The organism is Spinactinospora alkalitolerans (assembly GCF_013408795.1).
In the GTDB taxonomy this organism is placed as follows: Bacteria; Actinomycetota; Actinomycetes; order Streptosporangiales; family Streptosporangiaceae; genus Spinactinospora; species Spinactinospora alkalitolerans.
Window position 1 is genome coordinate 1,268,231 of record NZ_JACCCC010000001.1, and the last position, 25,884, is coordinate 1,294,114.

Here is a 25,884-nt window from a genome sequence, read left to right on the forward strand (position 1 = left end):
ACGCGCCGGGGCCGCGGCGCCCGCGTCTGCTCGCGGGCGCCGCGGCCCCGGCACGCCGTCAGGGCAGCCGGCCGACGTGGGCCAGCGCCTGCTTGAGCAGCACGCCCTGACCGCCCGACATCTCCTGCTGGAGTTCGGGGCTCGCCGCCTCCTCGGGGGTGAACCACTCCAGGTCGAGCGCGTCCTGCCGGGGCCGGCAGTCGCCGGCGACCGGGACGACGTAGGCCATGGCCACCGCGTGCTGGCGCGGATCGTGGAACGGGGTGATGCCGGGGGTCGGGAAGTACTCGGCGACGGTGAACGGCTGCGGTGATGCGGGGATCCGCGGGAGCGCCACCGGCCCGAGGTCCTTCTCCAGGTGGCGCACGAGGGCGTCGCGGATCCGCTCGTGGTAGAGGACCCGCCCCGCCACCAGGGCGCGGCTGATCGTCGAGTCCGGGGCCGCGCGCAGCAGCAGGCCCACGCGCGTGACCGTGCCGGAGTCGTCGGTCCGCACGGGGACGGCGTTGACGTAGACGATGGGCAGCCGCTGGCGCGCCGCGTCCATTTCCTCGCCGGAGAGCCAGCCCGGCACGGTGTCCGTTGTTTCGGTCATGGCGCCGTTCTACCGCATCGGGCGGCCCCGATGCCGCTCACCTCGCCCGTTGAACGGGGACGATGGGGGCTTGGTATCCTCAGAGGGAACTTAATCGGTTAACCGGCCGGAGGTCGGTCATGGAGGTGGGGACCGCCGATGAGACGCCCGACGATCGTCGACATCGCCAAGGCGGCCGGTGTCTCCACGGGATCGGTCTCCTACGCGCTCAACGGGCGGCCGGGGGTCTCCGAGCCGACCCGCGAGCGCATCCTGGCCGTCGCGGCGGAGATGGGCTGGGCGCCCAGCACCGCGGCGCGCGCCCTCTCGGAGGGCCGGGTGGGCGCGATCGGCCTGATCGTGGACCGGCCGGCCCAGGTGCTGGGCGTCGAGCCGTTCTTCATGCAGTTGATCTCCGGCGTCCAGGCGGAGCTGGCCGGAACCGGCACCGCCCTGCTGCTGCAGGTCTGCGAGGACCGGGAGGCCGAGATCCTGACCTACCGGCGCTGGTCGGCCGAGCGCAGGGTGGACGGCATGCTGCTGGTGGACCTGCGGGTGGACGACGTGCGGGTGGAGGTCGTCACCCGGCTCGGGCTGCCGGCCGTGGTGGTCGGCGGGCCCGGCGGCGTCGGGCCGCTGCCCTGCCTGTACTCCGACGACGACACGGCGATGCGCGAGGTCGTGCAGTACCTGGCCGCGCTGGGGCACCGGCGCGTCGCCAGGGTGGCCGGACCGCCGGAGTTCGCGCACACCGAGGCGCGCTCGGCCGCCTTCACCGCGGCCGCGGCGGAGTTCGGCCTCGAACACGCCGAGATCGTACACGCCGACTACACGGGCGAGGCCGGCACCAAGGCGACCCGCCGGCTCCTGGCCGCGGCCGCGCGGCCCACCGCGCTGGTCTACGACAACGACCTGATGGCTGTGGCCGGGCTGGGCGTGGCCCACGAGATGGGGGTGGAGGTGCCGGCCGAGCTCTCCATCGTCGCCTGGGACGACTCGGTGCTGTGCCGCCTGGTGCGCCCCGCGCTGACGGCGGTCGGCCGCGACGTGGCCGGGCACGGCAGGCAGGCGGCCCGGATGGCGGCGCGGGCCGTGGCCGGAAGCCCGGTCGCCGACCAGGCCACGGCCCCGGCGGAGCTCTTCCCGAGGGCGAGCACGGGCCCGGTGCGGAGATAGCGCCGTGTGTGGGATCGGCCCGGGAAGGGGCTTGGCGGAAACCTTGGCTTCAGGGGTTTGCCACCTCAGCCCCTGGAGGGGGTTCGTGCGGGTGCGGTTCTCTCGTGTGGCCGCAGGCCCGTTGGGGGTGAACGCCGCACCCGTGCGCGAAGCGGAGCTGTTGCCTTGGGTGCGGGCCGACACCGGGGGTTTCGGTCTGGACGCAGGGCATCCGATGTGTTTCGCGCGGAGCCGGGCACCCCGGGAACACGGGCCTTCGGCCACGCGACGGGCCGCCCGTTCTCCGCGAGCCCTTATGGCTGAGGTTCAAGACCCCCGGTGGCCGAGCCACCGGGGGTCTTCTCCTCTTTGTCACAGAGGGGTAACGGCGCGTTAAGGCCTCATTGACGCCATGCCTCCCTCGTGTTTCACTCTTCCCAACTTATCCGCTTAAGTCGATGATCCGCCGGGTGTCTGGGAGCGCTCTCACGCACCCGGGCGGAGGAGTGACCGCATGAGTTTGATCCGCGGTCAGGGAGCGGGTGCTCCGGACGGAGGAGGGAGAGTCGTAATGCGAAACCGGATGAAACCGCCGGCCGCGCTCCTGGCGATCGGCCTGGCGGCGACGGCCTGCACCGGCGAGGGCGGCGGTGGGGGCGGCGCGGGCGCCTACCCGAGGAACGAGACCCTCTACACCACCGGCACCCAGTGGGGACCCCCCGCCAACTGGAACCCCATCATGAACTGGACCTATGCCACCGGAACCGTGGGATACGCCTACGAGACGCTGTTCCTCTACGATCCCTACGCCGACGAGTACACCCCCTGGCTGGCCGAGAGCGGGGACTGGACCGGCGAGGACACCTACGAGCTGAAGCTGCGCGAAGGCGTCGAGTGGACCGACGGCGAGCCGCTCACCGCCGACGACGTCGTCTTCACCGTCGAGCTCGGCCAGATGGACTCGGTCCCCTACAGCAGCCTGTGGGACTGGCTGGACGGCGCCGAGGCCGTCGACGACCACACCGTCCGCTTCACCTTCTCCGACCCGCGCCGCCAGGAATGGGCGAACTGGATCTACAGCAACGCCATCGTGCCCGAGCACCTGTGGGCGGACCGCTCGGAGGAGGAGGTGTCCTCCGGCGCCAACGAGGACCCGATCGGCACCGGTCCCTACGTCTACGAGACCCACGACGAGGACCGCATGGTCTGGGCCAAGAACGAGGACTGGTGGGCCACCGAGGCCCTCGGCCACGAGGTGCGGCCCGACCACATCGTCGACATCGTCAACTCCAGCAACGACGTCGCGCTGGGCCTGCTCACCCAGAACGACATCGACATCAGCAACAACTTCCTGCCCGGCGTCGACCAGACCATCGACGGCGACCCGCAGATCTCCAGCTACCACCCCGAACCCCCCTACATGCTCTCGGCCAACACCGCATGGCTGGTCATGAACATGGAGCGGGCGCCGATGGACGATCCGGAGTTCCGGCGGGCGCTGGCGCACTCGATCGACATGCAGCGGATCGTCGAGGGCCCCTACAGCAACCTGGTGGAGCCGGCCGACCCCACCGGCCTGCTCCCGGCCTGGGAGGACTTCGTCGACCGGTCGGTGGTCGACGAGCACGGGTTCTCCCACGACCCCGACGAGGCCAGGAGGCTCCTGGAGGAGGCCGGCTACACCGACGAGAACGGCGACGGCCTCGTCGAGACCCCCGACGGCGACCCCGTCGACCTGACGATCATCGTCCCCTCCGGCTGGACCGACTGGATGGAGGCGATCCGGATCATCAGCGAGAGCGCCCAGGAGGTCGGCATCGACCTCGATGCCGAGTTCCCCGACGAGGCGGCGCTGCAGGACGCCAGGGAGACCGGCGAGTTCGACATGCTGATCAACAACGAGCGCCAACTCAGCAACACGCCGTGGACCTACTACGAGTACCTCTTCCAACTGCCGGTCCAGGAGCGGCAGACGAGGACCAACTTCGGCCGCTACGAGAACGAGGAGGCGTGGGGCCTCGTCCAGGACCTCGCCCGCACGCCGGTCGAGGACCGCGAGGGAATGCAGGAGATCATCTCCGAACTGCAGGAGATCCACCTCACCGAAATGCCGGTGATCCCGCTCTGGTACAACGGCCTGTGGTCGCAGGTCAACAACGGGACCTGGACGAACTGGCCCTCCGCGGCCGAGGACACGCCCGACCACCTGCCCACCACGTGGCGCAACTACAACCAGTTGGGCGCGATTCTGACCCTCACCGAGATCGAACCGGCCCAATAGCCCGTGCGGCCGTTCGATCGGTCCGCTCCCCTCTCCTCCCCCCGTTTCACGACCGGGGGAGGGGAGCGGACGTCCGCATGGATTCCGTTGTCAGGAGGAGCGTGTGTGGCGCTATTTCGGTAGGAAGCTCTTTGTCTACGCCCTCACCTTCTTCGTGGCGGTGACGATCAACTGGATGATCCCGCGGTTCATGCCGGGGGACCCCGTGCGCAGCATGCTGGCCCGGGCTTCGGTGGGCGACGCCGAGGCCCTGGAGTCGATGCGCGACTACTACTCCTCGCTGTTCGGCCTCGACCAGCCCGTCTGGCGGCAGTACCTCAACTTCTGGGGCTCGCTGGCCCAGGGCGACCTCGGCACCAGCGTGTGGCTGTTCCCCGCGCCGGTCTCCGAGGTGATCATGGGGGCGGTCCCCTACACGCTCGGGCTGCTGATCCCGGCGATCCTGCTGAGCTGGTTCGCCGGCAACAAGTTCGGCGCGTTCGCGGCGCGCGGCAAATGGCTCGACAACACCGTGCTGCCGGTGGGCTACCTGCTCACGGCCACGCCCTACATGTGGCTGGGGATCCTGCTGGCCTGGAGCCTGGGGATCGTCGCGGGGATCTTCCCGACGGCGGGCGCCTACGGGTTCGCGCTGCAGCCGTCGTGGTCCTGGCCCTTCCTCGCCAGCCTGCTGCTGCACTGGTTCCTGCCGTTCCTGTCGCTCTTCCTCGTGGCGTTCGGCGGCTGGGCGATCGGCATGCGCAACATGATCATCTACGAGCTGGAGGCCGACTACTCCAACTACCTGGAGGCGCTCGGCGCCCCGCGCCGGCTGATCCGCGGCTACGCCTTCCGCAACGCGATGCTGCCCCAGCTCACCGGGCTGGCCCTGCAACTGGGCACCATCGTGGCCGGCGCCCTGCTCACCGAGATCGTCTTCTCCTATCCCGGGCTGGGCAACCTCATCCTGGAGGCGCTGAACAACCGGGACTTCTTCCTGCTCCAGGGCGCCTTCCTGTTCATCGTCCTCGGCGTGCTGATCGCCAACTTCGTCATCGACGTCCTCTACGTCCTGGTGGATCCGCGGATCCGGATGCAGATGCAGGGAGGGACCGCATGACCGCAGAGCAGGCACCCCGCGACCGCGTCCCCGGGCCCGATCCGGCGACGGCCCCCGAAGTCGACGCCGGCGCGCGAGGGCGGGGCGACACCCTCTACTTCGCCCGGCGCAACCCCAAGCTGCTGGCCGGGCTCGCGGTCATCGCCGTGCTCCTGGCCACCGCCGTCGTCGCCCCGATGTTCATCGAGGAGGGGCCCAACACCTACGTCGGGCCGCAGGCGCAGCCCCCCTCGGGGGAGTTCTGGTTCGGCACCACCAACTTCGGCCAGGACGTCTTCGCCCAGTTCGCCCACGGACTGCGCTCGACCTTCCTGGTCGGCCTGCTCGGCGGCGGGGTCGCGGCGCTCGTCGGCATGGTCATCGGCTTCACCGCCGGCTACCGGGGCGGGCTGGTCGACGAGGTCCTCAACATGATCACCAACATCGTGCTGGTGCTGCCGGCCCTGGTCGTGCTGATCATCGCCGCCGCCTACCTGGAGGCCCGCGGGATCATGGTGCAGTCGCTGTTCATCGGGCTGACGTCGTGGCCGTGGGCCGCGCGCGCCATCCGCGCCCAGGCCCTCTCGCTGGCCACCCGGGACTTCGTCGACCTGGCCCGGCTGAGCGGCCGGCGCGGCTGGAAGATCATCTTCCGCGAGATCGCCCCGAACATGAGCTCCTACCTGTTCATGACCTTCATCCTGCTGTTCGGCGGGGCGATCCTGATCGCGGCCGGCCTGGACTTCATCGGGCTGGGCCCCACCCAGGGCGTCTCGCTCGGGCTGATGATGCACAACGGGGTGAGCTGGAGCGCCCTGCAACTGGGCATGTGGTGGTGGTTCGTGCCCCCGGGGCTCGGCATCACCGCCATCGTCGGGTCGCTCTACATCATGAACGTCGGCCTGGACGAGGTGTTCAATCCGCGACTGAGGGAGTTGTGAGCGGCGTGAGCCTCGAAGTATCCGACCTCACGGTCCACTACCGGACGCTGCGCGGTGACGTGCACGCGCTCGACGGCGTCGGCTTCAGCCTCGCCGACGGCGAGATCATGGGCCTGGCGGGGGAGTCCGGCAGCGGCAAGTCCACCCTGGGCAAGAGCCTCATCCGGATGGACGCCCGGATGAAGCACGTCCGCGGCACCGTGCGCCTGGACGGGGAGGAGCTGCCCGTCGGCGACCAGGCCGCGATGGCGCCCTTCCGCTACCACAAGGTGTCCCTCATCCCGCAGTACGCCATGAGCGCGCTCAACCCCACCCGCAGGATCGGCAGGATGATCGCCGAACTCCTCGAATCGCGGGGGGTGCGCTTCACCTCCGTGCGCGGCGAGCTGCACCGCAGACTGGACCTGGTCGGGCTGTCGGCCGAGGTGCTCAAGCGCTACCCGATCGAGCTGTCGGGCGGCATGAAGCAGCGGGTGGTGATGGTGCTGTCCACCCTGCTCGACCCGTCGCTGCTCATCGCCGACGAGGTCACCTCCGCGCTGGACGTCTCCACCCAGCGCGCGGTGTCGGAGGCCCTCGTGGAGTTCCGCGACCGCGGCTACCTCACCGGCATGATCTTCGTGACCCACGACATCTCGCTGGTCTACCAGATCGCCGACACCATCATGGTGATGTACGCGGGCAAGCCGGTGGAGAAGGCGCCGGCCCGCTCCGTCGTCGAGGCGCCCCGCCACCCCTACACCCGGATGCTCATCTCCTCGCTGCCCGAGGTCGGCGTCACCTACACCGAGCAGCGGCTGGCCGGGATCCCGGGCAGCCCTCCGGGCCTCCTCGACCCGCCGAAGGGCTGCCGGTTCAAGGACCGCTGCCCGCTGGCCTTCGCCAAGTGCGAGGAGGAGCCGCCGTTCGTCGAAGTCGACCGCGGCCACTGGGCCGCCTGCTGGAAGGCGGGGTAGCGACGATGCTCAGACTCGACCGGGTGTCCAAGGTCTACCGGATCGGCGCCTTCGGCGGGGAGCGGCTGCGCGCCGTCCGCGACGTCGGCTTCGAGGTGCGGCCGGGCCAGGTGGTCTCGCTCATCGGCGAGAGCGGCAGCGGCAAGAGCACCATCGGCAGGATGGTCCTGGGGCTCACCCCGATCACCGAGGGCACCATCACCTTCGAGGGCACCGACGTCTCGCGGCTGCGCGGGCACCGGCGGCGCAAGGAGTACTACCGGCGGGTGCAGGGCGTCTTCCAGGACCCCTTCAGCTGCTTCAACCCGATCTTCCCCGCCGACAGGGTCTTCGCGCTGATCCGGGCCGAGTACTTCCCCGAGGCGGGCGACGCCGAATGGCGGCGCAGGATCGCCGAGTCCCTGGACGTCGTCCGCCTCGGCCCGGCCCAGGTCCTGGGCAAGTACCCGCACCAGCTCAGCGGCGGCCAGCTGCAGCGCCTCCTCATCGCCAGGGCGCTGCTGCTCGACATCAGGATGCTGGTCGCCGACGAGGTCATCAGCATGCTGGACGCCTCCACCCGCATCGACGTGCTCAACCTGCTCGGCGACCTGAAGGCCCGGGGCATGGGCATCCTGTTCGTCACCCACGACCTGTCGCTGGGCAACTACGTCAGCGACACGTCGGTGATCCTGCGGCGCGGGGCGATCGCGGAGTCGGGGCCGACCGGCCGGGTCTTCGCCAACCCGCTGCACCCCTACACCCGCCGCCTGCTGGCCTCCGTGCCGCGGCTCCACCGCACCTGGGCGCAGACGGACGCCGAGCGCGCCGCCGACGCGGAGGGCGGCTGCCCGGTGCACGGGCCGGGCGGCGGCGACGGCGGCGGCGTCCGGCTGGTGGAGGCCGAGGAGGGCCACTTCGTGGGCTGCTCGGGGGACGGCGCGGACGGATCGTGCTGAGGGCGGCGTGACCCGCCAGGGAGGCTGTGGCGAGAGCGCGGCCCGTTTCGCCGGCGGATGGCCTGCAAACCGGCCGCGGCCGCGCCTCGACACCGAAGCGGTGCTGAGGTCCGGTGCGTACGGTCACCGACGTGCTTCGGCCGCGAGGCGCGCGCCGGGCCCCTGACGGCACGGGTCTGAATGACGGGCGCGCACTCTCGCGGCAGCCCGCCCCCTTCGCCCACCGCGGTGCACAAGTTCTGAATCCGAGCGACGTCTGGAGCAATGTGGCAGTCCACTTCGACCTGCGTGAGAACTGGACCGTGCGGGCCGTGCCGCCCGCGGGGCCGCCGGAGGAGGCGGCCGAAGCGGTCACGGCGCCGGAGGGCGTCCCGGCCGCGGTGCCGGGGTGCGTGCACACCGACCTGCTGGCCGCTGGCCTCATCGGCGACCCCTACGCCGACGACAACGAGACCCGGCTGGGGTGGATCGGCCGCACCGACTGGCGCTACGCGACCGTCCTGGCCGAGGACGCGCTGACCGGCCTGCTGGAGGGGGCCGAGCGGCTCGACCTCGTCTGCGACGGGCTCGACACGGTCGCCGAGGTGCGCCTCAACGACAGGGTCGTGGGCCGCACCGCCAACATGCACCGCTCCTACCGGTTCGACGTCACCGACGCGGTGCGCGCCGGGGACAACGAGCTCGCGGTCACCTTCACCTCCGCCTACCGCTACGCCGAGGACCTGCGGCTGCGGCTGGGGGACCGGCCGGGCGCCTACCCCGAGCCGTTCCAGTTCATCCGCAAGATGGCCTGCAACTTCGGCTGGGACTGGGGGCCGACCCTCGTCACCGCCGGGATCTGGCGGCCGATCGGCCTGCACGCCTGGAGCACCGCCCGCCTGGCCGGGGTGCGCCCGGAGATCACGGTGCGCACCGGGGCCGACGGCCGGACCGAGGGCGTGGCGCGGCTGCACGTGGAGCTGGAGCGCACCGGGGCCGGAGCCGACGCGCCGCTGACCCTGACCGCAGCGGTCGCCGGACAGCGGCGCGAGGTCGCCGTCGCCCCGGGGGAGTCCGCGGCCGTCGTCGAGGTGCGAGTGCCCGATCCGCGGCTGTGGTGGCCGCGCGGCCACGGCGACCAGCCGCTTTACGACCTCGGTCTGCGCCTGGACGGTCCCGGCGGGGAGCTGGACGCGTGGCGGCGCCGCGTGGGCTTTCGCACCGTCGAGCTCGACACCCGTCCCGACGCGGCGGGCACCCCGTTCACCATCCGGGTCAACGGCGAGCCGATCCTGGTCAAGGGGGCCAACTGGATCCCCGACGACTGCTTTCCCGCCCGCGTCACCCGCGAGCGCTACGCCGAACGCATCGACCAAGTGGTCGGCGCGAACATGAACCTGCTCCGGATCTGGGGCGGCGGCCGCTACGAGAGCGACGACCTCTACGAGCTCTGCGGCGAGCGCGGCGTGCTGGTCTGGCAGGACTTCCTGTTCGCCTGCGCGGCCTACCCCGAGGAGCCGCCGCTCGCCGAGGAGGTCGAGGCCGAGGCGAGGGAGGCCGTCGTTCGCCTGGCCCACCACGCGGCCCTGGTCCTGTGGAACGGCAACAACGAGAACATCTGGGGGCACGAGGACTGGGGCTGGAAGGCCGAGTTGGGCGCCCGCACCTGGGGCGAGCGCTACTACCTGGACCTGCTCCCGCGGATCGTGGCCGAACTCGACCCGACCCGCCCCTACTGGCCGGGCAGCCCCTACTCCGGTCGGCCCGACCGCCATCCCAACGACCCCGCCCACGGCACCGTCCACATCTGGGACGTGTGGAACGAGCGCGACTACACCGGCTACCTCGACTACCGGCCGCGCTTCGTCGCCGAGTTCGGCTTCCAGGCCCCGCCGGCCCACGCCACGCTGCGGGCCGCGGTCGGCGACGAGCCCCTGGCACCGGACTCGCCCGGCGTCCGGCACCATCAGAAGGCCGAGGACGGCGACGGCAAGCTCGCGCGCGGCCTCGCCCCGCACTTCGGCCCGGCCGCCGGATTCGACGACTGGCACTACCTCACCCAGGTCAATCAGGCCAGGGCCATCAGCCTGGGCATCGAGCACTTCCGCGCCCAGTGGCCGCTGTGCGCCGGCACCGTGGTCTGGCAGCTCAACGACTGCTGGCCGGTGACCTCGTGGTCGGCCGTCGACGGGGCCGGGCGGCGCAAACCGCTGTGGTACGCGCTGCGCCGGGTGCACCGGGACCGGCTGGTCACCGTGCGAGCCGACGGCGGCCTGTCGGTGGTGCTGTGCAACGACACCGGCCGGACGTGGGAGGGGCGGGTGCGCCTGGCCCGCCGCGACCTCGCCGGGGCCGTGCTGGAGGAGGTCGAGGCCGGGTTCCAGGTCGGCCCGCGCGGGCTGCTGCGGCTGGCCGTGCCCGAGCCGGTCGCCCGGGCCGAGGACCCCGCGCGCGAACTGGTCACCGCCGACGTCACCGCGGACGGGGACGTCGACCGCGCCTGGTGGTTCTTTGCCGAGGACGTCGACCTGGCCCTGCCCGAACCGGAGTACGACGCCGAGGCGCTGGTGCGCGGCGGCGACCTGCGGGTCACCGTCACGGCGCGGACCCTCCTGCGCGACCTCGCGCTCTTCCCCGACCGGCTGGACGGCGCGGCCGAGGTGGACGAGGCGCTGGTCACGCTGCTGCCGGAGGAGTCGCACACCTTCACCATCGAAGGGGGCGCGGCGCTGGACCCCGAAGCGGTGCTGCGTCCGCCGGTCCTGCGCTGCGTCAACGAGGCGGTCCGCACGGCCCCCGACCCGGCGCGGTGACCGCGGGCGCCGCCCCCGCCCGGCACGGGTCCGGACGGGGGCAAGCGCTTACCTGATGGGCGCGGAAGGGGGCCGTGCCCACCATGGGGAAGGGATCAGATGTTGCCGGGGCCTGCGCCGCCGGAGACGATCGAGGGGATGTCGCCCGGGTCGTCCAGGGAGTAGGAGTAGGGGATGGGGTCGACGCTTCCGCCGGTCTCGGGGTCGCCGGAGTCGTCGTAGACGTTGTCGCGGGCGACGACGGCGCCGTCGTCGGAGGAGCCGTAGCCGACGTGGGTGGGGTGATCGACGCCCTCGAAGTAGTTGCCCTCGACCAGGACGCCGGCGTCCATGGTGGAGGCCACGCCGTACTCGGCGTTGTCGCGGTAGTAGTTGTTGAAGACGTGCACCGGGTTGCCGAAGCGCACCCGCGGGTGCCGGGTGTCGCTGCCGTCGAAGAAGTTGTGGTGGTAGGTCACCCGCAGGTGCCCGATGTCCTCGGTGTGGCCGTCGGAGTGGCCCAGCAGCATGGACTTGTCGTGGTCGAACACGTGGTTCCAGGAGACGGTGATGTAGTCCGACTCGCGCTTGGCGTCCACGGCGCCGTCGTGGCCGCCGGTGAAGCTGTTGTGGTCGACCCAGACGTTGGTGGACGCGTCCTGGATGTTGATCGCGTCGTCGTCCCAGTCGCGGAAGTTGATGTTGCGGATGATGACGTTGTGCGCGGAGTCGACGTCGATCCCGCCGCCGGTGATGGTGGCGTCGGAGCCGAGGCCGATGATCGTCTTGTCGGAGGCGACGTCGTTCATGCCGGACAGGTCGATGGTGCCGCTGACCTGGACGGTGCGGGGGCCGTCGCTCTGCATGGCCGAGACCAGGTCGTCTCCGTTGGTGACGGTGGTGGTGTCGCCGCCCGCGCCGCCGGTGGTGCCGCCGTTCTGGCTCGCCCAGCCGATCGGGGAGTCCATCGGGACCGGGTCGCCGGCGCCGGCCGCGGGTGCGGGCCCGGCGATGGCGGTGACGCCGGCCAGTGCCATGGCCGGCGCCGCGGCGATCGCGGTCCAGGTGCGCCACCGCCGCGAGGCGCGCGGGGCCGGTGATTCGGTCGTCGGGACGTGCATGAGGAATTCACCTTTCTCGTAGAACCCGCCGCCCCGATGACGGACCTCCTTAGTGGTCCGCCAAGGGGGAATCGGGACGGCGGGATGCGGTGCCCCACCGGTCCGAGCCCGTGGAGCACCGCAGAGGGAAAGCGCTTTCCGTTACCGGAATATTACGGACCGGATTCGGGAGTGTCAATAGCGTTAATTGCTCGCTTCGCGAATCCGCAGGTGAGATATTCCAGATTAGATTAATGATCATCGTCGGGTGATATAAGATCATTGCCGACGCGCTTTCGCCGATCTTGACGTTGCGTTTTCGCCTCGGCCCCGGGATGGAATGGAGTAGGCGTGCGGGTGGGCCCCCTCGACCTCGACCCCCTGGGGCCGGGGAGCGTGCACCATCGCCCAGTCACCGCGGGCTTGCGTCCTTCGGCTGAGATTCACACCCCCCGATGGTCGAGGTTGAAACTCACGTTGGCGTTGTGGGGGTTATCGCAGCGTTTTCAGGCCCGATAAGGTCGAGATCGCCGGGAGAACCACTGCAGAACGGATACCCGAGCAGCCGACCCGAGCCTGCCCCTGCTCCTGCTTTTTCGGTGCGGGCCACCCGCCGCTCGGCGGCGGACAAGGCCGCACAGCGCACCTTGGCCGCCTGACCACCGATCACTCGACGCGACTCCTGCAGACCTCGGTATTCGCGTTGTCTGTGTGCCGCGTCCGGTGGCTACGGCCTGATGTGCGGCCTCGTGGTCGGCGGCCCGGCCGCCTTCGGGCCGCCGCGGTGTCCCTATGATGATCCCTCGCCCGGTCTGCGCAGGTCCGGGCGTTGAACGGAGAGATCATGGCGATTGACGGACGCGACGCCCACGACCTGCTGCGGGATCTGATCGCCCTCGACACCGTCGCGGCGGGGGAGGGGGCCGCGGCGGCCCTGACCGCCGGGCTGCTCGACGACGCGGGGCTGTCCACCCGCACGGTCGGCTGGGAGCCGGGCCGGGAGCAGGTCGTGGCGGTCACGCCCGAACCGGCCGAGACGCCTCCCCTCACCTTCACCGGGCACCTGGACACCGTCCCGGCCGACGCCCGCGACTGGCGCACCGACCCCTGGCTGGCCGAACTCGACGGCGACCACCTGGTGGGGCGCGGAGCCAGCGACATGAAGTCGGGCGTCGCGGCGTTCCTGGCCGCGCTGCGCGACCACCGGTCCCGGCCGCACCGCTGCCGCGGGGTGCAGGTCGTGCTGACCGCTGGGGAGGAGACCGGCTGCGACGGGGCCGCCCGCATCCCCGCCGACCTGCTCCGCCCGGGCGGCTGGCTGCTCGTCGGCGAGCCCACCGCCAACCGCGTCGTCCCGGCGCACAAGGGCGCGCTGTGGCTGCGGCTGGCCGCGCGCGGGGTCTCGGCGCACGGATCGGCCCCCGAACTCGGCCGCAACGCGGTCGTCGCGCTGGCCCGGGCCGCCGTCGCGCTGCACGACGCCGCCGACTGGCCCGAGGCCGAGGGGTTCGGCGCCGTGACGGCGAACGTGGGGCTGCTCAACGGCGGCACACAGCCCAACGTGGTGCCCGACGCGGCGGAACTCCTGCTGGACCTGCGGACCGTCCCCGGCTCCGGGCCGGAGGAGCTGCGTTCGCGGGTGCGCGCGATCGTCGGTCCCGACGTCGAGATCGCCGACCTGGTGGACCTGCCCATGGTGAGCACCCCGCTGGACTCGCCGCTCGTCGCGGCCGTGCGCGCCGTGCTGCGCGACGCGGGGCTGGCCGACGAGCCGTCGGCGCCGGCGCGCTTCTTCACCGACGCCTCCGTCCTCGCCGGGGCGCTGGACGCCGCGGGAACGGTGGTGCTGGGTCCCGGGGAGCCCGGCCAGTGCCACGTCGTGGACGAGTGGTGCTCGCTGACCCGCCTGGAACAGGCCGTGGACGTCTACGGGCGGCTGCTCGACTCCTGGTGCTCGCCCGGTTCGGACCTGCTCGACATGGGCTGAGGCCCCGTCTGCCCGCCCGCCCCGGTGCTCTGGCGCACGACCAGGCTCGGGGCGAGCGCGATGTGGGCGGCGGCGGCGCCCCCCTGCGCCGCGGTCGCCAGCAGCCGGACCGCCTCGGCCGCGATCCGGTCGCGGGGCTGGCTGATCGTGGTGAGGGCGGGCTCGAACAGGGCGGCGAAGTCGATGTCGTCGTAGCCGGTGATCCGGATGTCGCCCGGCACGTCCACCCCGTGGTCCCGGCAGGCCCGCAGGGCGCCGAGCGCGATGAGGTCGTCGGCGCACACGATCGCCTCGGGCAGGTCGGCGTCGCCGAGCAGGACGGCGGTCGCCCGCCGGCCCCAGTCCACGGAGTACTCGCCCAGCAGGATCCAGTCCGGGCGGGTGCGCATCGCGAGCCGCTGCGTCTGCAGCCGGAAGCCGGCGAGCCGCAGTTCGGTCGAGGAGTTCGTCAGCGTGGAGCTGATGAAGGCGGCCGAGCGGGCCCCGGTCCCGTGCAGGTGCTCCAGCAGCAGCCGCATGGACTCGTGGTCGTCGACGCCCACCCAGTCGGTGTTGGTGCCGGCGACGTGCCGGTCGAGCTGGACCAGGGGGATCGCGGCGGCCGCGGCCTCGACCGCCGGCGTGCTGCGGGTGCCGTGGCACGGGCTGATGATGATGCCGTCGACCTGCCGCGCGGCCAGGGAGCGCAGGTGCCCCTCCTCCACCGAGGTGTCCTGCCGAGAGTCGCACAGGAACAGTTGCCGGCCCTCCGCCTGCAGCACGTGCTCCACGCTCTCCACCAGCGAGGTGAAGAACGGGTTGGCGATGCTCGGGACGACCATCCCCACGGTGTCGGTGCGGCTGCGCCGCAGCGCGCTGGCGATGGTGTTGCCCGAGTAGCCGAGCTCCCGGGCGGCGGCGTCGACGCGCCGGCGGATCTCGTCCGAGACCGGGCGGGCGCCGGAGAGCGCCCGCGACACGGTCGCCGTGGAGACGCCGGCCTTGGCCGCTACCTGCGCGATCGTTATGCGATGCAATCGGTTGCCTTCCTTGGTGACATGCAGACTCCCCCGTAACAGCAGGTTTACAGCATAGGTATTGACCGCCTCGTTGGAGTGCCCGTACATTCTGGGTACTTTCTCGGCAATCGATTACATCAGCGAGAGGTTCATGAGCAGCCATCAGCAGCCGGGTGTCTTCCCGCCGAAGCCCGATGCCGTCCGCGAACTCTTCGGGACGTCGCCGGTGATCATCGGGGCCGTGCATCTGCCGCCCCTGCCGGGCAGCCCGCACTACCGCGGGCGGTCCCTCGACGAGATCTCCCGCTTCGCGATCGAGGAGGCCGCCGCCTACCATGCAAACGGTTGCCACGGCGTGATCGTCGAGAACCACTGGGACATCCCCTTCCTCAAGCCCGGCGAGCACGGGTACGAGACCGCCGCCGCCATGGCCGTCGTCACCGCGCGGGTGCGCGAGTCCGCTGCCGCGGACCCGGCCGGGGGCGTCGGCGTGAGCGTGCTGTCCAACGCGGCGGAGTGCTCCATCGCCTCGGCGCACGCCGCCGGCGCCGGCTTCGTCCGCGTCAACCAGTGGGCCAACGCCTACGTCGCCAACGAGGGCATCATCGAGGGCCGGGCCGCCCGCGCCACCCGCTACCGGCACCGCATCGGCGCCGAGGGCGTCCGGGTCTTCGCCGACGTGCACGTCAAGCACGGCTCGCACGCCATCGTCGCCGACCGCACCCTCGCCGAGCAGACCGAGGACGCGGAGTTCTTCGACGCCGACGTGCTCATCGCCACCGGCTCGCGCACCGGCGACGCGGCGTCCCCCGACGAGGTCGAGGGCATCAAGGCCCACACCCGGCTCCCGGTGGTCATCGGCTCCGGCATCGACGCGGACAACATCGGCGGCCTGCTGCCCGCCTGCGACGGCGTCATCGTCGCCTCATCGCTCAAGGACAACGGCCGCTGGTGGGGCCGGGTGGCCCCGGAGAAGGTCCGCGCGCTGGCCGCGGCCGCCGAGCGGGCAGGAGCCGACCTCCGGTGATCCTGTTCTGCGGTTACGCCAACGTCGACGTCGTGGCGCGCGTCCCGGGGCTGCCGGGCGGCGGCGACCGGGTGCACGCCGCGGCGATCGAGTACCGGCACGGCGGGATGGGCGCCAACGCCGCCGTCGCCGCCGCCCGCATGGGCGCCGACGCGGCCTTCGGCGGCGCCGTCGGCACCGCACCGATGGACCGGGAGTTCCTCGCCGCGCTGGCCGCCGACGGCGTCGACACGGACTGGTGCCACACCGACGCCTCCGTGGCGACGGCGATCGTCCTCGTCACCCCCGACGGCGAGCGCGCCATCATCAGCCGCGACGACGGACTGGACCCGGCGCGCATCGCCGCGGGCGTCCGGCGGCTGGCCGCGCGCGGCGGCGGCTGGCTCTACCTGGACGGCTACCGCTGGCCGCACGCCGCAGACGCCCTGGCCGAGGCCGACCCGGCCGGGACCGTCCGGCTCTTCGTGGACCTCGACGGCTGCGCCGACCCCGACGCCGCCCGGGTCGCGCTCTCGTGCGCCCGGCACGCCGTCGCCGGGCGCGCCCAACTGGAGTCCCTCTTCGGGGCCACGGGCGAGACCCTGTCCGCGCTCGCCCGGCGGCACGACGTCGTCCTGCTCGCCACCGACGGGGCGAACGGCTGGCGGCTGGCCGAGCCCGGCGGTCGGGTCGAGCACGGGGCGGCGCTGCCCGTCGACGCGGTCGACGCCACCGGGGCCGGGGACTGCTTCTCCGGCGCCTACCTCGCCGGTCTCGACGAGGGCCTGGCCCCCGTCGCGGCCGCCGGGACCGCGGCCGCCGCCGCGGCCCTGTCCTGCACCGTCACCGGTGCCCGCGGCGCCCCGGACCGCGGTGCCGTCGAGGCGCTGTCGGCCGGGGCGGCCGACCGCCCCACCCGGACCACACCCATTCGGAGCACACCATGACCAAGAACGCGGGGATCGCCGCGCTGAGCGCCATGCTGCTGCTGGCCACCGCGGCCTGCGACGCCGAGGTGCGCGAGCAGCAGGCGGCCGAGGAGCAGGCGGCGGCCCAGGGCCCGCCGGCCCCCACGGACGTGCCCACCGCCTGCGAGGTCGAGGGCGAACCCGTCGAGATCGGCCTGGTCACCATCAACCTTCAGGCCCTCTTCTTCAACCAGATCATCACCGGAGCCCAGCGCGTCGCCGACGAGGCGGGGGCCGACCTGCAGGTGGTCAACGGCGACGACGACTCCGTCACCCAGGCCAACGCGATCAACGACCTGGTGGCGAGCGGCGTGGACGCGGTCGTCGTGGACGCCGTCGACACCGAGGGCATCAGGCCCGCCGTCCGCGGCGCCGACGCGGCCGGCGTGCCGGTCGTGGCGGTCGACGCCACCGTCGACGACCCTGCGGTCTCCACCCAGGTCGGCGTGGAGAACGCCGAGGGCGGCGCGCAGATCGGCGAGCACCTGCTGGAGGAGTCCGGCGGCGAGGGGACCGTCCACGTCGTCAGCGCCCTCAACAGCACCGTCCAGTTGGAGCGCCAGGAGGGCTTCACCGAGGCCGTCGAGGACGGCGGCATGGCCGCGGGAACGGTGGTGGACGGCCGCAACATCCAGGAGGACGCCCAGACCGCGGCCGAGAACCTGCTCACCGGCGACCCCGACACCGAGTACGTCTACGCCACCGGGGAACCGGCCCTCATCGGCCTCGCCGCGGCCGTGCGCGGCCAGAACGCCGCCGACCGGGTGACCGTCGTGGGCTGGGACATGTCGGAGCCGGCCGTCGACGGGCTGCGCGAGGGCTGGATCAGCGGCGTCGTCCAGCAGAACACCTTCGAGTTCGGCTACGCGTCCATGGCCTCCGCCATCCGGCTGGCCTGCGGCGAGGAGGCCCCTGAGGACATCCCCGTCCCCATCCAGATCGTCACTCCCGACAACGTCGAGGACTACCTCTACTACCTGGAGAAGTGACCATGACCGACGAAACGCCGCTGGTCGAACTCCGCGGCATCCGCAAGTCCTTCGGGGCGGTCAGGTCGTTGCGCGGCGTCGACCTGACCCTGGGGCGCGGCGAGGTCCTCGGCCTCGTCGGCGACAACGGGGCCGGCAAGTCCACCCTGATGAAGGTCCTGGCCGGCGCCGTCCAGCACGACGAGGGCGAGATCCTGGTCAGCGGGCGCAGCGTGCGCTTCGCCAGTCCCGCCGGCGCGCGGCGCGAGGGGATCGGCATCGTCTACCAGGACCTCGCCCTGTGCGACACCCTCGACGTGGCGAGCAACCTGTTCCTGGGCCGCGAACCCCGCAAGGGCCCCTTCCTGGACCGGGCCGCCATGCACGCCCAGGCCGCCCGGATCCTCGACGACCTGCACGTCCGCGTCTCCTCCACCCGCCAGGAGATCGGCCACCTCTCCGGGGGGCAGCGCCAGACCGTCGCCATCGCCCGCGCCGTCTCCACCCGGCCCGACGTCCTCATCCTGGACGAGCCCACCGCCGCGCTGGCCGTCGCCGAGGTGGAGTCGGTGCTGCGACTGATCGGCGACGTCGCGGCCAGGGGCGTCGGCGTCATCCTCATCACCCACCGCCTCCAGGACCTGTTCCGGGTCTGCGACCGCATCACCGTCATGTACGAGGGGTGCAGCGTCGACGACGCGCCGATCTCCGACCTCGACATCGAGAGGCTCGTCGCGATGATCACCCGGTCCGACACCGACAAGGAGGTCCGCTCGTGACCGCGGACACCGCCCCCGGCGTCTCCACGGCGACCGGCGCACCGCCCCGGCCCCCGGGCCGCACGGCGGCCCTGTGGCAGGAGGCCAACAAGGCGACCCTGCTCATGGTCGCCGTCACGGTCGCGCTCTTCGCCCTGTTCGGCTTCGCGTCGCCGACCTTCCTGACCTTCGACAACCTCTCGAACCTGGCCACCCAGATCGCCCCGGTGGTGATCGTCGGCGTCGCGATGACCTTCGTCATCACCTCGGGGCAGATCGACCTGTCCGTGGGCTCCACCATCGCCTTCGTCGCGGCCGTCAGCGCCGAGCTGCTGGTCTCCGGGCTCGACTCCTCCCTGGTGATCGTGATCGGCATCCTCGCCGGCGCCTTCTGGGGGCTGGTCAACGGCTGGCTGTCGGCCTACAACCGCATCCCGCCGTTCGTGGTGACGCTGGCGACCATGTCGGTCATCCGCGGCATCGCGCTGCTGCGCACCGAGGGCTTCTCCGTGCCGATCGACAACCGGCTGCTGCTCGCCAGGATCGGCAACGCCGAGTTCCTCGGCTTCTCCGCCCTGGCCTGGATCGCGCTGGCCATCACCGTGCTCGGCGCGGTGCTGATGCACAAGACCCGCTTCGGCCAGTACGTCACCGGCATCGGCTCCCAGGAGGAGTCGGTGCGCCGGGCGGGGGTCAACACCCGCCGGATCAAGATGCTCGCGCTCATGCTCACCGGGATGGCCGCCGGCGTCGCCGGCCTGCTCATCGCGGCGCGGCTGGGCTCGGGCTCGGCGAACTCGGCGCAGGCGTTCGAGCTGACCGTCATCGCGGCGGTCGTGCTCGGCGGCACCGACCTCTTCGGCGGGCGCGGCACGATCGTCGGGACGGTCATCGGCGCCGTCATCACCGGGGCGATCGCCAACGGCCTCACCCTGCTCGGCATGAGCCCCTTCCTCACCCCGATCATCACCGGGTGCGTGCTCATCCTGGCGATCTGGATCAACCTGCGCGGGCGCGACATCGGTCAGCTCGCCGCCAGGATGCTGGGGAGGAGCGGGTGAGCGGCGCCGTCGGGGTCGGCACCGTCACGGGCGTGATCGGCAGCGACCGGCTCGGGCTCACCCTCCCGCACGAGCACCTGGTCAACGATCTGCGCTCCGCCGTGGTGCCGCCGACCCGGCCCGAGCGGGCGTTCCTCACCGACGCCGCGGTCACGCCGGAACTGGCGTGGCTGCTGCGGGAGGACCCCTACGCCTGCCGCGACCACTGCGTGCTCGACGACGTCGACGCGGTCGTGGCCGACCTCGCGGTCTTCGCCGAGGCCGGCGGGCGCAGCGTCATCGACCTCACGCCGCCCGGCATCGGCCGCGACCCGGCGGCGCTGCGCGGGATCGCCGAGCGCACCGGGCTCAACGTCATCATGGGCTCCGGGTGGTACCTCCAGCGGTTCCACCCGGCCCACCTCGCCAGGACCGGCGTCGACGACCTCGCCGCCGAGCTCGTCGCCGAGTTCCGCGCCGAGGGGCCCGGGGCGGCCGGCCCCGGCGTCATCGGCGAGATCGGGGTGTCGCCGGACTTCACCGCCGACGAGCACACCGCCCTGCGCGCGGCCTGCGCGGCCCAGCGGGAGGTCGGCGTCCCGCTCTTCGTGCACCTGCCCGGGTGGCGGCGCCGCGCCTTCGAGGTGCTCGACATCGTCCTGGAGGAGCAGGGCGTCGATCCCGGCGCGGTCGTGCTGTGCCACATGGACCCCTCGGGGGAGGACCCCGTGTACCAGCTCGCCGTCGCCGAACGCGGGGCGTGGCTGGAGTTCGACATGGTCGGCATGCCGTTCCGCTACCCGGGGGAGGGGCAGTCGCCGGCGCCGGCCGACACCGCCCGAGCCGTGCGCACGCTCGTCCGCGCCGGCCACGCCGGCCGGCTGCTGCTCAGCCACGACGTCTTCCTCAAAAGCATGCTGACCCGCCACGGCGGCAACGGCTTCGGCTACGTTCCGGTGCTCTTCGCCGACCGGCTGCGCGGGCTGGGCGTGGACGACGCCACCGTCGACCTGCTCCTGGCCGGCAACCCGCGGCGGCTCTTCGAGGCCGCAGCCCGCGGCCGCGGCGCACGACCCGCGGCCGACCCGACAACGAACAACGCGACCATCGCGAGGAAGGAGCCGTCGTGAGCCGCGTCCTCATCGCCGGCGAGAGCTGGATGACCGAATCGACCCACGTCAAGGGGGTCGACTCATTCACCGTGCACTCCTACGTGGAGGGGGTGGGGCCGCTGCGCGACGCGCTGGAGGCCGCGGGGCACACCGTCACCCACCTGCCCGCGCACCTGGTCCCCGCGCGGTTCCCCGGCGACGCGGAGGCGCTCTCGGCCTACGACCTGGTGGTGCTCTCCGACATCGGGGCCAACTCCATCCAACTCGACCCCGCCGTCCTCGAGCGCTCCGAGCGCGGCGAGGACCGCCTGGCCAACCTCGCCGGATGGGTCGCCGAGGGCGGTGCGCTGATGATGATCGGCGGCTACCTGTCCTTCACCGGCTTCCAGGCCAAGGCCGCGTTCCGGCAGACCCCGATCGCCCCGGCCCTGCCGGTGGAGCTGCTGCCCGACGACGACCGGGTCGAGCTGCCCGCCGGAGCCGACCCGGCCGTGCTCGACGCCGGGCATCCCGCCCTCGGCGGCGCCGGCGGGCAGTGGCCGCACCTGCTCGGCTACAACCGCGTCGCCGCCCGCGACGGCGCCGCGACGCTGGCCACGATCAACGGCGACCCGCTCGTCGTCGTCGGCGAGCACGGCCGGGGGCGCACCGCGGTGTTCACCTCCGACTGCTCGCCGCACTGGGCGCCGCCCTCGTTCTGCGAGCAGTGGAGCGGCTACGGGCGCCTCTTCGACGGGCTGGTGCGATGGCTGGCGAACTGACCGCGGCCTCGCGCAGCGAGCGGCTGCTCGCCGCCACGCGGGGCGCGCTCGCCGACGCCGCGGCGGCGCGGCTGATCACCGAGATCACCGAGGGGCGGGTCGACGAGGTCGCCTACGCGCGCTACCTGCTCATCGAGGAGGGGTTCGTGCATGCGGCGGCCCGCGTGCTGGGCGCGGCCGTGTGGCACGCGCCGAGCTGGGAGGCGACGGTCGGGCACGCGCGCTCCCTGCACGGGCTGGTCACCGAGCAGCGGGCCTATTTCGCCCGGGCGCGCGCGGACTGGCCGGTCCGCGCCGAGCCGGGCCCGGCGGGGCTGCGGCAGGCCGAGGGGCTGGCGGAGCACGTGCTGCGCGGCGCGGCCGACCACGGCTACCCGGCGATCGTCACCGCGATGTTCGCCGCCGAGCACCTCTACCTCACCTGGTGCTCGGCCGCCGCCGCCTCCGGCGCGGCGCGCCCGGCCACGGTGCAGAACTGGGTCGACCTGCACGCCCGCGCCCCGTTCACCGACCAGGTGGCCTTCCTGCGGGCCGAGGTCGACGCCCTGCCCGCCGACGTCGGCGACTCCGCGCTCGCGGAGTGGTTCACCGGCATGCTCCGCGAGGAGATCCGGTTCCACGACGCGGTGTACCTGGACTGACCGGCGCGCCCGGCCGGCCCCGCGAAGGGCCGGCCGGGCCCCGCTCACCACGCCGGGGGCAGGTCCCGGTGCAGGCGGGCGAGGGAGGCCCAGTCCCCGAACCGGGGGACGGGCTCCCAGTGCAGGTCCACCGGGACGTCCCGGTGCTCGCTGACCGATTCCCCACGGGTCGCGCTGTCCCGGACGGTCTTCTTCGTGTATCCGTCGGGATGGTAGTCGCAGGTCTCCACGCGCACGGTGTCACTCAGCATTCGCGAGCGCGAATTCTGCGGATAGTCCCAGGACGTCGTGGCGCCGAGAAAAAGGGAGTCTTCTCCCAGTGAGTGAAATCCGTACGAGATCTCCTTGCGCCCGTACCGCCCGATGAACGTCGATCCGGCGCGCCCCTCCTCCCAGTCGATCTCGATGATCACGGAGGAGTGCGGCGTGCCTATGAGCACCGTGAAGGGCTCTCCGAAGCGGTAGCGGCGCTCCGCCTCCTGCGGGGAGACGGGCGTCCGGGGGCGCTGGGACAGCACGTCCCATGCCTCGCAGTAGGTGATCCTCATGGGCTTCTCGCTCAATGTCGGTGCCGGATTCCGGCGGACTCGATGGGTGGCCTACCGTAAGTACGGCCGCCGATTCACCTGCATGGCGGAACCCATCCTCATGGAACCCGGGAGTTCCGTACAGAGGTGTCCGGGTGGGCATTCTTCGCCCTCCGGGTGACGGAATTCAGGCGCTCCCGCTGTAAACCGGGCCACCTAAATGCGTTTCGGCCGGGAAATCCATTCTGGAAAGGGCTGTCAGGCCTTTCCGCGGCCCTTTTCCGGTGGTAGGGTCCACCGCCCCGGGCGAGCGTGAGGGATGGGACGGCCGCCCGAGCGGGACCGGCCGTCTCAGCGGGAGCGGCCGCCGCGGGCCGGTCCGCCGGCGAGGGCCTCGCAGACCTCCAGCAGGCGCGAGCGCAGCGCCGTGCCGCGTTCGGCGAACTCCTTCTGCGCCGCCATGTACTCGGCCTTGCCCTCGGCCGTCTCGATGCGGACGGGGGAGTAGCCGTGCCCGCTCAGGTCGTAGGGGGAGGCGCGCATGTCGAGCTCGCGGACGTCCCTGGCCAGCTCGAAGCAGTCCAGCACCAGCTCGCCCGGCACGGCCGGAGTGAGCTTGTAGGCCCACTTGTAGCAGTCCATCGTGGCGTGCAGGCAGCCCGGCTGGTCCTGGTCGACCTGGTCCCGCCTGGTGGGCCGGAGCCGGTTGAGCGGGCGGGCCTCGGGGGTGAAGAAGCGGAAGGCGTCGTAGTGCGAGCAGTGGACGCGGTGCGACTCCACGACGCGGTCGGTGCCCTCGGAGCCCAGCCGCAGCGGCACGCGGGCGTGGCGCACCTGTTCGGGGGAGAGCCGGTAGACCATCGCCCACTCGTGCAGCCCGAAGCAGCCCAGGTGCGCCGGGCGGGCGTTCACCGCCCGCAGCAGGGCCGAGACGAAGTCGACGGTCGCCCCGCGCTCGGCGTAGAACGCCTCGGCGTCCAACCCCACGCCGCGCGCGGACCCGCCCCGGGGGTCCGGCACGGTGAACTCCCGGTACCAGCGCCGGTCGAGGCGGTCCAGCGCGGCCTCCCCGAGCAGGACGGCGCCCGCGCCGGGGTGCCAGCGGCGCAGCCGGCCCGGCTTGTGGCTGTAGTAGGTGAACAGGAAGTCCTCGACCGGGTGCGCGGCGCCGAGCCGGCGCCGCTCCAGGTGGCCGGCCAGCAGCGCGTCGGCGCGCTCGTGGTGCCGGGCCTCGCGCTCCCGCCACCGCGCCTGCTCCAGGACCCGCCACCCGGCGGCCGCGGGGATGCCGATGCTCATATCGGCCCCAGGATATGCGCAGTCCCGGCCCGGCGGCCCCGCGCGGGCCGGGCCGCGGGTCCGCTCAGTCCCCGCCGGTGATCAGGGCCCGGAAGGTGACCGGGCCGACCCACCCGTCGGCGTCGATGTCCTGCACCGACTGGTACTCCGCCACGGCGCCCCTGGTCTCGGGACCGTAGATCCCGTCGAGGTGGAGGTCGTAGCCGTACCCGTCGATCAGGGCGACCTGCACCGCCTTCGCCTTCAGGCCGTGGTGCCCCGGGCCGATCAGGCCGAAGTCGTCGCGGATGTCGTTCCAGGTCTCGGCGTCGGCCTTGCCGGTGATGGGCAGCCTCCTGGCGCTCTGGTAGTCCTCCACCGCCGCGGTGACCTCTTCGTCGAAGACCCCTTCGGCCTCCGACTGGTCGTAATGGCCGTACTCGTAGAGCAGGAACTCCACCACGCTCACCCGGAACCCCTCCTGCCCCTCTTCGAGCACCGGCCATTGCCGTGCCTCGACCGCCGGTGACGCGGAGGGCCGCGTGCTCGATCCGTCGGCCAGGGCCGCCGGAGCCGCCGCCATCGCGCCGGATGTGAGGGCCAGCGCGGTGGCGGCCAGAGCGGCCACCGGGGTGCGCTTCCTGATCATGCGAGTTCCTCTCTCTGAGTGATCGAGTGATGTCCTTGCGTATATAAGACACCGACTTCCCCGCACCGGCCCGCACGACTCGCGCACGATTCGACGCGCCCAGCGCGGGCAGGACGACCGGGCGGGCCGGACAGCCGTCGGCCCCGACGACGCCGGACGCGGAGGTATCGCGATGAAGCAGCGGAAGCTGGGCGCTCAGGGACTCACCGTCTCCGAGCAGGGGCTCGGATGCATGGGGATGTCCTTCGCCTACGGGACCGGGGACGACGCCGAATCGCTCCGGACCATCGAGCGGGCGCTGGAGCTGGGGATCACCTTCCTCGACACCGCGGACATGTACGGGCCGTGGGCCAACGAGGAGCTGGTCGGCCGGGCGGTCAAGGGGCGCCGCGACGAGGTCGTCATCGCCACCAAGTTCGGCAACGAGGTCGACTCCGGGGGCGCCATGACCGGGCGGGTCAACGGCCGGCCCGACTACGTCCGCCGGGCGCTCGACGGCTCGCTGCGCCGCCTGGGCACCGACCGCGTCGACCTCTACTACCAGCACCGGGTCGACCCCGATGTGCCGATCGAGGAGACGTGGGGCGCCCTGGCCGAGGCGGTCCAGGCGGGCAAGGTCCGCCACCTGGGCATTTCGGAGGCCGCGCCCGAAACGATCCGGCGCGCGCACGCGACCGCCCCGATCTCGGCGCTGCAGACCGAGTACTCCCTGTTCACCCGCGACGTCGAGGACGACGGCGTGCTCGCCGCCGTCCGCGAGCTGGGCATCGGGTTCGTCGCCTACAGCCCGCTGGGGCGCGGGTTCCTGTCGGGGAACATCCGCGGTATCGACGACCTGCCCGAGGACGACTGGCGGCGCAACGCGCCGCGGTTCCAGGGGGAGAACTTCGCCAGGAACCTCGACGTCGTGGACGAGGTCCGCGGGCTCGCCGAGGCCAAGGGCGTCACGCCCTCCCAGTTGGCGCTGGCCTGGGTGCTCGCCCAGGGCGGGGACGTCGTCCCGATCCCGGGCACCAAGCGCCGCCGCTACCTGGAGGAGAACGCCGGAGCCTCCGGCGTCGAGTTCACCCGGGCCGACATCGAGGCCATCGAGAGGGTCGCGCCGGTCGGCGTGACCACGGGCGAGCGCTACGCGCCGGCGGGCATGCGGACCGTGCGGCGCTGACCTTCCGCGCGCCCGGAGAGGGGCGCCCGCGGCGTCGCCTCCCTTCACCACCGGATGACGCCGGTGGTGAAGGGAGGCGACGGAAGGCGACGCAAGACACTGCCAGGTGGCCGGATGGCGCGGGAGCGGTGTGCTAATGTCAGGATCGGTTGTTAGTCTTTGATTTCGCAGTTGATGGTTCTTGTCGCCCGCGGAGTTTTTGGCCGGCGGGCGTTTTCTGTTTCTGGAATCG

Annotated in this window: 23 protein-coding genes; 17 read left to right on the forward strand and 6 right to left on the reverse strand. The window is 72.3% G+C overall.

Annotated elements, in window-relative coordinates; genetic code table 11:
• Window positions 1-58: 58 nt before the first annotated feature.
• A complete protein-coding gene (locus HDA32_RS05760) occupies window positions 59-595 on the reverse strand; it encodes an NUDIX hydrolase family protein (protein ID WP_179642212.1) in 537 nt (178 codons plus the stop codon).
• Between the two features lie 138 nt (window positions 596-733).
• Here HDA32_RS05760 and HDA32_RS05765 point away from each other — a divergent pair, with 138 nt between their 5' ends.
• The 7 genes from HDA32_RS05765 to HDA32_RS05795 all read left to right on the forward strand — a co-directional run bounded on the left by HDA32_RS05765 (window position 734) and on the right by HDA32_RS05795 (window position 10,715).
• Window positions 734-1,750 carry a LacI family DNA-binding transcriptional regulator gene (locus tag HDA32_RS05765; protein WP_179642213.1) on the forward strand — a complete coding sequence of 339 codons (1,017 nt, stop codon included), beginning with the start codon at window positions 734-736 and terminating at the stop codon, window positions 1,748-1,750.
• Window positions 1,751-2,300: 550 nt separating this feature from the next.
• The gene (locus HDA32_RS05770; protein ID WP_179642214.1) at window positions 2,301-4,010 is read left to right on the forward strand and encodes an ABC transporter substrate-binding protein; all 1,710 of its coding nucleotides are present in this window, start codon (window positions 2,301-2,303) and stop codon (window positions 4,008-4,010) included.
• A gap of 103 nt (window positions 4,011-4,113) precedes the next feature.
• Window positions 4,114-5,109, forward strand: a complete 996-nt coding sequence (locus tag HDA32_RS05775; RefSeq protein ID WP_179642215.1) for an ABC transporter permease — start codon at window positions 4,114-4,116, stop codon at window positions 5,107-5,109.
• Window positions 5,106-6,029 (forward strand): ABC transporter permease, encoded by a 924-nt coding sequence (locus tag HDA32_RS05780; RefSeq protein WP_179642216.1) that lies wholly within the window; start codon window positions 5,106-5,108, stop codon window positions 6,027-6,029. Before HDA32_RS05775 ends, HDA32_RS05780 begins: the two co-directional genes overlap by 4 nt.
• A 5-nt stretch (window positions 6,030-6,034) precedes the next feature.
• On the forward strand, window positions 6,035-6,985 hold the full coding sequence (locus tag HDA32_RS05785; RefSeq protein WP_179642217.1) for an ABC transporter ATP-binding protein: 951 nt from the start codon (window positions 6,035-6,037) through the stop codon (window positions 6,983-6,985).
• 5 nt (window positions 6,986-6,990) lie between these two features.
• The gene (locus HDA32_RS05790) at window positions 6,991-7,923 is read left to right on the forward strand and encodes an ABC transporter ATP-binding protein (RefSeq protein ID WP_179642218.1); all 933 of its coding nucleotides are present in this window, start codon (window positions 6,991-6,993) and stop codon (window positions 7,921-7,923) included.
• 266 nt (window positions 7,924-8,189) lie between these two features.
• The gene (locus HDA32_RS05795) at window positions 8,190-10,715 is read left to right on the forward strand and encodes a glycoside hydrolase family 2 protein (RefSeq protein ID WP_179642219.1); all 2,526 of its coding nucleotides are present in this window, start codon (window positions 8,190-8,192) and stop codon (window positions 10,713-10,715) included.
• Window positions 10,716-10,810: 95 nt separating this feature from the next.
• Here HDA32_RS05795 and HDA32_RS05800 read toward each other — a convergent pair whose 3' ends face one another.
• On the reverse strand, window positions 10,811-11,815 hold the full coding sequence (locus tag HDA32_RS05800) for a pectate lyase family protein (protein ID WP_179642220.1): 1,005 nt from the start codon (window positions 11,813-11,815) through the stop codon (window positions 10,811-10,813).
• 823 nt (window positions 11,816-12,638) lie between these two features.
• Here HDA32_RS05800 and HDA32_RS05805 point away from each other — a divergent pair.
• A complete protein-coding gene (locus HDA32_RS05805; RefSeq protein ID WP_179642221.1) occupies window positions 12,639-13,781 on the forward strand; it encodes a M20 family metallopeptidase in 1,143 nt (380 codons plus the stop codon).
• Here HDA32_RS05805 and HDA32_RS05810 read toward each other — a convergent pair.
• Window positions 13,721-14,797: a LacI family DNA-binding transcriptional regulator gene (locus tag HDA32_RS05810; RefSeq protein ID WP_179642222.1), complete on the reverse strand. Its 1,077-nt coding sequence runs from the start codon at window positions 14,795-14,797 to the stop codon at window positions 13,721-13,723. The genes HDA32_RS05805 and HDA32_RS05810 overlap by 61 nt on opposite strands.
• A 133-nt stretch (window positions 14,798-14,930) precedes the next feature.
• Here HDA32_RS05810 and HDA32_RS05815 point away from each other — a divergent pair, with 133 nt between their 5' ends.
• The 8 genes from HDA32_RS05815 to HDA32_RS05850 are packed head-to-tail and all read left to right on the forward strand — an operon-like array spanning window position 14,931 to window position 22,033.
• Window positions 14,931-15,806 (forward strand): BtpA/SgcQ family protein, encoded by an 876-nt coding sequence (locus HDA32_RS05815; protein ID WP_179642223.1) that lies wholly within the window; start codon window positions 14,931-14,933, stop codon window positions 15,804-15,806.
• Window positions 15,803-16,732: a carbohydrate kinase family protein gene (locus tag HDA32_RS05820; protein ID WP_179642224.1), complete on the forward strand. Its 930-nt coding sequence runs from the start codon at window positions 15,803-15,805 to the stop codon at window positions 16,730-16,732. Before HDA32_RS05815 ends, HDA32_RS05820 begins: the two co-directional genes overlap by 4 nt.
• Window positions 16,729-17,742: a substrate-binding domain-containing protein gene (locus HDA32_RS05825; protein ID WP_179642225.1), complete on the forward strand. Its 1,014-nt coding sequence runs from the start codon at window positions 16,729-16,731 to the stop codon at window positions 17,740-17,742. The genes HDA32_RS05820 and HDA32_RS05825 overlap by 4 nt, the downstream gene beginning before the upstream one ends.
• A gap of 2 nt (window positions 17,743-17,744) precedes the next feature.
• A complete protein-coding gene (locus tag HDA32_RS05830; RefSeq protein WP_179642226.1) occupies window positions 17,745-18,500 on the forward strand; it encodes an ATP-binding cassette domain-containing protein in 756 nt (251 codons plus the stop codon).
• Window positions 18,497-19,540, forward strand: a complete 1,044-nt coding sequence (locus HDA32_RS05835; RefSeq protein ID WP_218882346.1) for an ABC transporter permease — start codon at window positions 18,497-18,499, stop codon at window positions 19,538-19,540. The genes HDA32_RS05830 and HDA32_RS05835 overlap by 4 nt, the downstream gene beginning before the upstream one ends.
• Window positions 19,537-20,649: a phosphotriesterase family protein gene (locus HDA32_RS05840; RefSeq protein ID WP_179642227.1), complete on the forward strand. Its 1,113-nt coding sequence runs from the start codon at window positions 19,537-19,539 to the stop codon at window positions 20,647-20,649. The genes HDA32_RS05835 and HDA32_RS05840 overlap by 4 nt, the downstream gene beginning before the upstream one ends.
• A complete protein-coding gene (locus tag HDA32_RS05845; RefSeq protein ID WP_179642228.1) occupies window positions 20,646-21,392 on the forward strand; it encodes a glutamine amidotransferase in 747 nt (248 codons plus the stop codon). Before HDA32_RS05840 ends, HDA32_RS05845 begins: the two co-directional genes overlap by 4 nt.
• Entirely contained in the window at window positions 21,377-22,033 is a 657-nt protein-coding gene (locus tag HDA32_RS05850; protein WP_179642229.1) for a TenA family protein, read from the forward strand. The genes HDA32_RS05845 and HDA32_RS05850 overlap by 16 nt, the downstream gene beginning before the upstream one ends.
• A 44-nt stretch (window positions 22,034-22,077) precedes the next feature.
• Here HDA32_RS05850 and HDA32_RS05855 read toward each other — a convergent pair whose 3' ends face one another.
• The 3 genes from HDA32_RS05855 to HDA32_RS05865 form a co-directional block, all read right to left on the reverse strand.
• Complete coding sequence (locus HDA32_RS05855) at window positions 22,078-22,581, reverse strand: hypothetical protein (protein ID WP_179642230.1); 504 nt, start codon at window positions 22,579-22,581, stop codon at window positions 22,078-22,080.
• A gap of 330 nt (window positions 22,582-22,911) precedes the next feature.
• Entirely contained in the window at window positions 22,912-23,859 is a 948-nt protein-coding gene (locus tag HDA32_RS05860) for a 3-methyladenine DNA glycosylase (protein ID WP_179642231.1), read from the reverse strand.
• A gap of 64 nt (window positions 23,860-23,923) precedes the next feature.
• Entirely contained in the window at window positions 23,924-24,487 is a 564-nt protein-coding gene (locus tag HDA32_RS05865) for a peptidoglycan-binding domain-containing protein (RefSeq protein ID WP_179642232.1), read from the reverse strand.
• A gap of 172 nt (window positions 24,488-24,659) precedes the next feature.
• Here HDA32_RS05865 and HDA32_RS05870 point away from each other — a divergent pair, with 172 nt between their 5' ends.
• The gene (locus HDA32_RS05870) at window positions 24,660-25,652 is read left to right on the forward strand and encodes an aldo/keto reductase (RefSeq protein ID WP_179642233.1); all 993 of its coding nucleotides are present in this window, start codon (window positions 24,660-24,662) and stop codon (window positions 25,650-25,652) included.
• Window positions 25,653-25,884 lie beyond the last annotated feature (232 nt).

Bases quoted from the DNA above. Each gene is read 5' to 3' on its own strand.
- HDA32_RS05760 (WP_179642212.1), bottom strand. From the start codon at position 595: ATGACCGAAACAACGGACACCGTGCCGGGCTGGCTCTCCGGCGAGGAA.
- HDA32_RS05765 (WP_179642213.1), top strand. From the start codon at position 734: ATGAGACGCCCGACGATCGTCGACATCGCCAAGGCGGCCGGTGTCTCC.
- HDA32_RS05770 (WP_179642214.1), top strand. From the start codon at position 2,301: ATGCGAAACCGGATGAAACCGCCGGCCGCGCTCCTGGCGATCGGCCTG.
- HDA32_RS05780 (WP_179642216.1), top strand. From the start codon at position 5,106: ATGACCGCAGAGCAGGCACCCCGCGACCGCGTCCCCGGGCCCGATCCG.
- HDA32_RS05790 (WP_179642218.1), top strand. From the start codon at position 6,991: ATGCTCAGACTCGACCGGGTGTCCAAGGTCTACCGGATCGGCGCCTTC.
- HDA32_RS05800 (WP_179642220.1), bottom strand. From the start codon at position 11,815: ATGCACGTCCCGACGACCGAATCACCGGCCCCGCGCGCCTCGCGGCGG.
- HDA32_RS05805 (WP_179642221.1), top strand. From the start codon at position 12,639: ATGGCGATTGACGGACGCGACGCCCACGACCTGCTGCGGGATCTGATC.
- HDA32_RS05815 (WP_179642223.1), top strand. From the start codon at position 14,931: ATGAGCAGCCATCAGCAGCCGGGTGTCTTCCCGCCGAAGCCCGATGCC.
- HDA32_RS05825 (WP_179642225.1), top strand. From the start codon at position 16,729: ATGACCAAGAACGCGGGGATCGCCGCGCTGAGCGCCATGCTGCTGCTG.
- HDA32_RS05830 (WP_179642226.1), top strand. From the start codon at position 17,745: ATGACCGACGAAACGCCGCTGGTCGAACTCCGCGGCATCCGCAAGTCC.
- HDA32_RS05850 (WP_179642229.1), top strand. From the start codon at position 21,377: ATGGCTGGCGAACTGACCGCGGCCTCGCGCAGCGAGCGGCTGCTCGCC.
- HDA32_RS05855 (WP_179642230.1), bottom strand. From the start codon at position 22,581: ATGAGGATCACCTACTGCGAGGCATGGGACGTGCTGTCCCAGCGCCCC.
- HDA32_RS05860 (WP_179642231.1), bottom strand. From the start codon at position 23,859: ATGAGCATCGGCATCCCCGCGGCCGCCGGGTGGCGGGTCCTGGAGCAG.
- HDA32_RS05865 (WP_179642232.1), bottom strand. From the start codon at position 24,487: ATGATCAGGAAGCGCACCCCGGTGGCCGCTCTGGCCGCCACCGCGCTG.
- HDA32_RS05870 (WP_179642233.1), top strand. From the start codon at position 24,660: ATGAAGCAGCGGAAGCTGGGCGCTCAGGGACTCACCGTCTCCGAGCAG.